The 6,314-nt window shown below is 58.7% G+C and carries 5 protein-coding genes and 1 tRNA gene; 3 read left to right on the plus strand and 3 right to left on the minus strand.

Annotation, left to right across the window (positions count from 1 at the left end; all coding sequences use genetic code 11):
- Window positions 1-358: 358 nt before the first annotated feature.
- Window positions 359-595 carry a helix-turn-helix domain-containing protein gene (locus tag XF30_RS03245; RefSeq protein WP_109141903.1) on the minus strand — a complete coding sequence of 79 codons (237 nt, stop codon included), beginning with the start codon at window positions 593-595 and terminating at the stop codon, window positions 359-361.
- A 119-nt stretch (window positions 596-714) separates the two neighbouring features.
- Between XF30_RS03245 and XF30_RS03250 the strand changes: the two genes are divergently transcribed.
- Both XF30_RS03250 and XF30_RS37635 read left to right on the plus strand, forming a co-directional pair.
- The gene (locus XF30_RS03250; protein ID WP_109145550.1) at window positions 715-1,143 is read left to right on the plus strand and encodes a hypothetical protein; all 429 of its coding nucleotides are present in this window, start codon (window positions 715-717) and stop codon (window positions 1,141-1,143) included.
- A 202-nt stretch (window positions 1,144-1,345) separates the two neighbouring features.
- Window positions 1,346-3,232, plus strand: a complete 1,887-nt coding sequence (locus XF30_RS37635; protein WP_146207656.1) for a coiled-coil domain-containing protein — start codon at window positions 1,346-1,348, stop codon at window positions 3,230-3,232.
- 32 nt (window positions 3,233-3,264) lie between these two features.
- Here XF30_RS37635 and XF30_RS03260 read toward each other — a convergent pair whose 3' ends face one another.
- Together XF30_RS03260 and XF30_RS03265 are read right to left on the minus strand one after the other, a co-directional pair.
- Entirely contained in the window at window positions 3,265-4,920 is a 1,656-nt protein-coding gene (locus tag XF30_RS03260) for a tyrosine-type recombinase/integrase (protein WP_244608869.1), read from the minus strand.
- A gap of 88 nt (window positions 4,921-5,008) precedes the next feature.
- A tRNA-Leu gene (locus tag XF30_RS03265) sits at window positions 5,009-5,095 on the minus strand.
- 151 nt (window positions 5,096-5,246) lie between these two features.
- Between XF30_RS03265 and XF30_RS03270 the strand changes: the two genes are divergently transcribed.
- Window positions 5,247-6,212 carry a complex I NDUFA9 subunit family protein gene (locus tag XF30_RS03270; protein ID WP_109141906.1) on the plus strand — a complete coding sequence of 322 codons (966 nt, stop codon included), beginning with the start codon at window positions 5,247-5,249 and terminating at the stop codon, window positions 6,210-6,212.
- Window positions 6,213-6,314: the final 102 nt, after the last annotated feature.

The following is a 6,314-nucleotide window of genomic DNA, read 5'->3' on the forward strand; positions in this document are numbered from 1 at the left end:
ACCTCCTCCATCGTCACCCTAAGCTCGGCCTCTAGAGGGTCCCCCTTCACCACCCTGAAGGGTCACCTCTAAGCTTAGGGTGAGTAACTAGCACTCCCTCCCATGAGGTCACCACCTAGCACCCATCCTTCGACCTACATCAAGCACGCTCTCTTGCGCCCGTCCTTCCGATGGGAAGCGCGATGACCATGAGCAAGCACCACTGGCTTCTGTTGGCGTGGGACCTTTGGGTGCTCCTCCTGCTGTCCTCTTCCTCTGTGTTGTGTTCGTTGCATGAGTCTCGGTCTCCCGCGCTGCCGCGCGAGATGGCTAGGTGTTAAAAATGACCACTCACGGCTGACACCGGGCGAGATAGGGACTAGGCCCGTCCCTTCCGCTGGGGGACAAGCAACCGATCAGGGGTGGTCTTCAATGCGCGAGCCAAGCGTGCAAGGACGATGATGGTGCAATTGCGGGTGCCTCTCTCGACTTGGCTGATGTAGGTGCGATCTAGCCCCGCCTCTAAGGCCAAATCCTCTTGGGACAGCCCCAGCCCCTTGCGGGCCTTCCGCACGGCCTCTGCCACCACTTCAACGATCCCGGTCTCGTCATCCATCCACAGGAGCAGGCCGTCATGATGACTTTAGGTCTACGGACTATGAGTCCCATTTTTCGGTTGAGGCATGAAGACTATCGTCTACAATCGATTGCTGACCAGCAATGAGGATCGCAAGAATGACCAGCACCGAGGACACAACACCGAAGCTGCGTGACGACGACCCCATCAAGGTTCTCTTCGATAAGGCCAGCTACTGGGCCACCATCTGGAGCCTCATCGCGCTCTGCCTCTGGTTCGAACATGGGGTTCTCAAGCGGCTGGATATCGAGTCGGCCAGCGTTCGAGTTGTCATTCTCCTCGTGAGCACACCGGCCATATTCTTGGCGACGGTCACTCGCATTCAGAAGAACCTGAAGGCGCGGTTGCTTTTGGAGCGGGCTCGTTACGTCGTGGTCTTGGTCGCTGCGGCCTTGCTCGGGGCCCACCTTCAAGCGAACCACAAAGATGATCCCTACGAGGCTGCGCTACGAGAGGGTGCCGTGCTGGCCTGCTCAAAGATCGAGGCTTGTAAAGCAGCAGCAACCGACTATGCCAATATGCGCTAGAGCTCAACGAAATCCGCAAATTTAGAAGTCGGCGTGGCGACCTCGCCCAACTTCACAATTGACTTTAATCGCTTGAGACGTTTATCTTTTTCTATCTAACCTAGAAATTGAGTTTCCGGCTAATTCGTCGGGCAAGCTTTTTGCAAACGTCAATGACATAGTCCTAAGTTCGGTCAGCCCCTCTGTTTTCTGAGGTGATGCAATGATCCGCTTGAGTTTTTACTTCATTTTCTTGCAAGCCATTTGCTTGGTTCCGATTGCCTCCGCTTCTGACTTAGGTGACTGGAACAAATTACTCAACACTCTACCATATTGGCCGATCAAGAGTGTTGGATCAAAGATTCCGCAAGCTCTCATAGATCACTGGAAAACATTCGGTTTTCAATGTCCGGCCTCCCAGACGGGGAATTGGTCCTCCTATCCTTCGAAGTGGGGGAAGAACTGGCCCCAAAACTGCGATGACCTGGACTCGACTATGTTCAATGGCCTTCTTTGTGCAGCCGGCCTCGAAGAGGGTTGTAACGGTGTTCGCGATGCCCAAGGCACTAAGCTGAGATTGTTCTACCGGTCACCTCGTCAACGCTGGAATGTCGAGAACGATTGCTTGAAAGGCAATTCGGCATTTCCAGACCCTGGTAGAAATTTCTGCACAGAGTGCACAAGCACTTTCTCACCGGACATGGGTCTCGGGGTGATGCTTTACGTGATCAAAACGCAGCGAAAAGAAGCTTTTCATCAGTGGATCGACGCAATCGAAGCGGTCGGAGCGACCACAACACTTTGCAAAGACGGGGCTTGCACACCGTTTCCTTGGCCTCGTCTTTGCTCAGCTGACTATCAATGCGGTTCGAAAAAGCCCACCAAGGTCTTAGGCTACACGAGCGGATTCTGTATCTTGACCCCGATAAAAGATACTCCCGACTACGAGTTGATGGCGCGTTATACAAAAAAGCAATTCGGGCCGCTAATGAGCAAGGCGGTTCACGCACCTAAGCAAATTGTAGATCTTCTCGCCCCCATTCCCGATTCAGTGCGGGACGGGCTACTACCATTAGGCCTCAGGCCAAATTTTCCACTTCATTTGGAGGCTGTCAGGGTGCTCTTGCGCATGATGGAGCGGAATCCGGAACTAACCCTGGAGCGATTTCCGAGTGGATCTCTGCCCGGTCTGACGGACAATTTTGCAGATCTTACGTCCTCAGAAAATCCCGCCGCCCTCAATTTACGAGCAAGAGCAATTCTCAACCGCCAAGCCTGGAATCCTTTCTATCAGCTTCTGGCTAACGGACCGGCCAAGTCTACAAGATCGTCAATCATTGATCACTGTCCGGCGTTGAACGATGCGCCGCTGAAGGCGGAGACTAGACCAGCTTGGATATGGAGGTGGGAAACAGACAAAAAGAACGAACGGCCGACTGCAATGGGTGGCGGATGGGACTGTGTATTCGTTGGCTTGCTCTACAATAAAATGCGCGTCGAGGAGGACGTGCGGAAGAAGTTATTATCGTTGCTCGACAGTTTGACGGATCCTTCAGGCCAAATCCTGAATCGACTTCAGTCCGATTTAGGCAAAGCAGTAGCCGGCCTCGCGGCCGCTGAAGCACTGGCGGGAGCTGCGACCGAGGAAGTTGCGAAGGCGCGCAAGGCAGCCCTGGAAGAAAAAGAGAAGCGCCGAAAAGAGCTCGAGGCAGAAGTAAACAAACTTCAAAATGCTGTGGCAGACAAGCAGCGCGAGATTGGCAACGCTGCCGCAGAAATAGCCCGGAAATCGCTACCGCGGTGTCACAAGTACGATTATCCCTGCAAGGAGCTTAGGAAGAGAGTTGAAAAGGCCATAGGCAACCTTCAAGGACATCATGCGAGGTTGGTAGGCGAGTTACAAGTGCTTCAGCGGCCACACCAAGAGCTTCATCAGCTGACCCTTCAAATTGAAGCTTGGTCTGATAAGAAGCTTCAGCAGGCGGAGAAGAGCGCTCTTAGTAACCTGGCGCAGGCGAAGAGCGCAGTCGAAGCTCTCAGGATTCAGGTCGATCGAGTTAGGGCAACCAGAGCAAAAGCGAAGGAATATCTGAAGGTGTGGAACGGCTAGGTGCTGTCGGCCAGCTCGCCCATTGTTTGGCGCTACAGCTCAATGCGCGGAAACTTCGCGACAGCATTCGCCTTCGCCTTGATGGTCACATCTCCGTAGCCCTCCGAGACATTGCGCGGCGCATGTCCCTGTATGGCATCCAGCACGCGCATCTCCAGGCCCTGATCAATGCCAACCGTCTTAAAGCGATGCCGCCAGCCGTGGCTCGGGTCAACGTTCTTATCCTTCACGACCTCGCGCACAAATTCGTTGATCTTGTTCCGCGCAGTCTTCACTGCGTTGCGCACGCCCAGCTCACCGGCCTTGGGGTCAATGAATAGATAGCCGTCCCTCGACTTCTCATAGAACTCCAAAAAGCCTTCCTTGATGACCTGCCGATGGAGCACGACATCACGCGCTTCATCCGTCTTCACGGGCCCCGCTTCGGGCGTTACGTGCAGCACCCAGAGCTTGCCTTCGCGCCTGAGGTCCTCCTTGCGAATCTGAATCATCTCACCCACGCGAGCACCCGTGAAGGCACATAGCCACGGCACCCACCGCTTGGCCGCCGCCAGCTTCGGGGCCTCCCGGCCGGGCACGAACTCGCGGGCGTGCTTCAGGATGGCGACGGCTTCCGAATCATAAAAGCCCTTGGACCGGAGCTTGCGCGACTTGCCGACCTTGATGGTGATCCCTTCGGCCGGATTGCCGGGCAGCCGACGATTGACCACCGCCCATCCAAACACCGTCTTCATGCCCGCGAGGTCGCTATCTTTCACGGTCTTCGGGCTCACGCCGCTTTGCACGCGATAATCCTTGAAGCGAACGATGTCCTCCGGCGTCACCCGGCCCGCCGTGTCGTGCTTCAGGAATGTCACGAGGCGTGCCATCGAGTTGCGATAGCTCTCATAGGTGCTCTGCTTGCGGCCGGCCCGCTTAGCTTCCTTCCACCAGTCCTCAACTAGCCCGGTGAGGGAATTCTTGGAGGCGCCCCGCTTTGGCTTTTCCTTCGGTGCATCTGCCGGGGCTCGCCACTCGGGAAAGCGGTCGGCCTTGGGGTCGGGCGAATAGTCTCCCCCAGCATTCCGTTCGCGACTCGCGAAGGCGTCGCGCAGCGCCATCCAAAAGGCGGTCAGCAATAGCGAACGCGATTCGCTGTCCACACGGCGGATGCCCTTGCTCAGCAAGAGGCGGTCCACGATCGGCCCGAGAGCCTTCTCTAGTTGCTTGGCCTCACCGTCTTGGCCGACCCTCTCCCACATCTTGGTTACGGCCGCCCAGTAGGCTTCCTGCTCCTCCTGGCTCTCCGTGTCAGGCGCCCAGCCGACTCCGGGCGTGTGAACCATGGCGACACTCCGGGCGCGGTTCTCGCTGTCCGCCCAGACGCGATAGAGCTCGCCTGCCAAGGCCGTCGCTTGCCGGTGGGTCAGATGCACGGGAGCGTCGTTGCGGAGTGCAGCCCAGACGGTTTCCAGATAGGCCGCAGCGAGCGCCTGACGCGTCTTGACCTCGGTAGGTTCTGTGGTGCGAAGGGAGAACCGGACGGCCTGAGCGCCCTCTCTAAGCGTCACGAAAACGAAGCCATCGCCGAGCGGAATCGCCAGTTCGATGCCGACCGCTTTGGACCGGACGTCAGCCGGAATGCGCTGCACGAAAAGAGGAAAACGAGACCCAACCCGGCGCATCGGCCGAACAACCCTGAACAGCAATGTTACACCCCATTGTTACACAGTCGGGGCCAACGCAACACTCTGATCGGGCTTATCTATCTGGATTTGTTTGACATCCAGAATCGTATGGTGCCCAGGAAAGGACTCGAACCTTCACGGCCGTTAAGCCACTGGCACCTGAAGCCAGCGCGTCTACCAATTCCACCACCTGGGCATGCCGTTTGGGGCACGGAGGCGGTTACTACGGTTCAGTGACGCCGTTGTCAATTCATGCGTGAGGCCGGGGTCGGGATGCCGATTGCGCATCGCAAACCGGCCCGATACAAGCCTGACACGACACACTCTTTTCCGCAGGAACGGCTCCCATGGCATCGAATCTGGACACGCTGGTCACGGTTTTCGGCGGATCGGGGTTCTTGGGCCGCAGCGTCGTCCGCGCCCTGAGCAAGCGGGATTACCGGGTCCGGGTCGCGGTGCGGCGGCCGGAACTCGCCGGATACCTCCAGCCGCTCGGCCGGGTCGGGCAGATCCACACCGTGCAGGCGAATCTGCGTTATCCGGCCTCGGTCGAGGCGGCGCTGCGTGATTCGCATGTCGTGATCAATCTGGTCGGCGTGCTCACCGAGAGCGGCAAGCAGACGTTCGACGCCGTCCAGGCCAGGGGCGCCGAGACCGTCGCCAAGGCGGCTGCCGCCGCAGGTAGCGCGCTGGTGCATGTCTCGGCGATCGGGGCCGATGCGCAGTCGCCCTCACGCTATGCCAGGGCCAAGGCGGCCGGCGAAGCCGCGGTCCTGGCCGCGGTTCCCTCCGCCACGATCTTCCGCCCCTCCGTGATGTTCGGCCCCGAGGACCAGTTCACCAACCGCTTTGCCGCGCTGGCCCGGATGTCGCCGGTGCTGCCACTGATCGGTGGCGAGACCAAGATGCAGCCAGTCTATGTCGGCGACGTCGCCAGCGCGATCGCGGATGCGGCCGACGGCAAGGCCAAGGCGGGCGCCACTTACGAGCTCGGCGGGCCGGAAGTGCTGACCATGCGCGAGATCATCGAGGCGATCCTCCAAATCACCGACCGCAAGCGCATGCTGGTGCCGCTGACGTTCGGCCTCGCCCGCTTCCAGGCCAACTTCCTGCAATTCGCGCCGGGCGCGTTCAAGCTGACGCCGGACCAGGTCACGCTGCTCGAGCACGACAATATCGTGTCGGACGCGGCGAAGGCGGCCGGGCTGACGCTGGAAGGCCTCGGCATCCAGGCCGACTCGCTGGAAGCGATCGCCCCGCAATATCTCTGGCGCTTCCGCCCGCAGGGCCAGTTCCAGCGCATGAGCGTGTGAGGGATCTTCTTTACCTCGCCCCGCTTTGCGGGGAGAGCTCGGATTGCGCAGCAATCCGGGTGAGGGGGTACAGGTCTCTCGAAGACCGCTCGTGCGGAGAGA

The organism is Bradyrhizobium sp. SUTN9-2 (assembly GCF_003122645.1).
GTDB classification, from domain to species: Bacteria; Pseudomonadota; Alphaproteobacteria; order Rhizobiales; family Xanthobacteraceae; genus Bradyrhizobium; species Bradyrhizobium yuanmingense.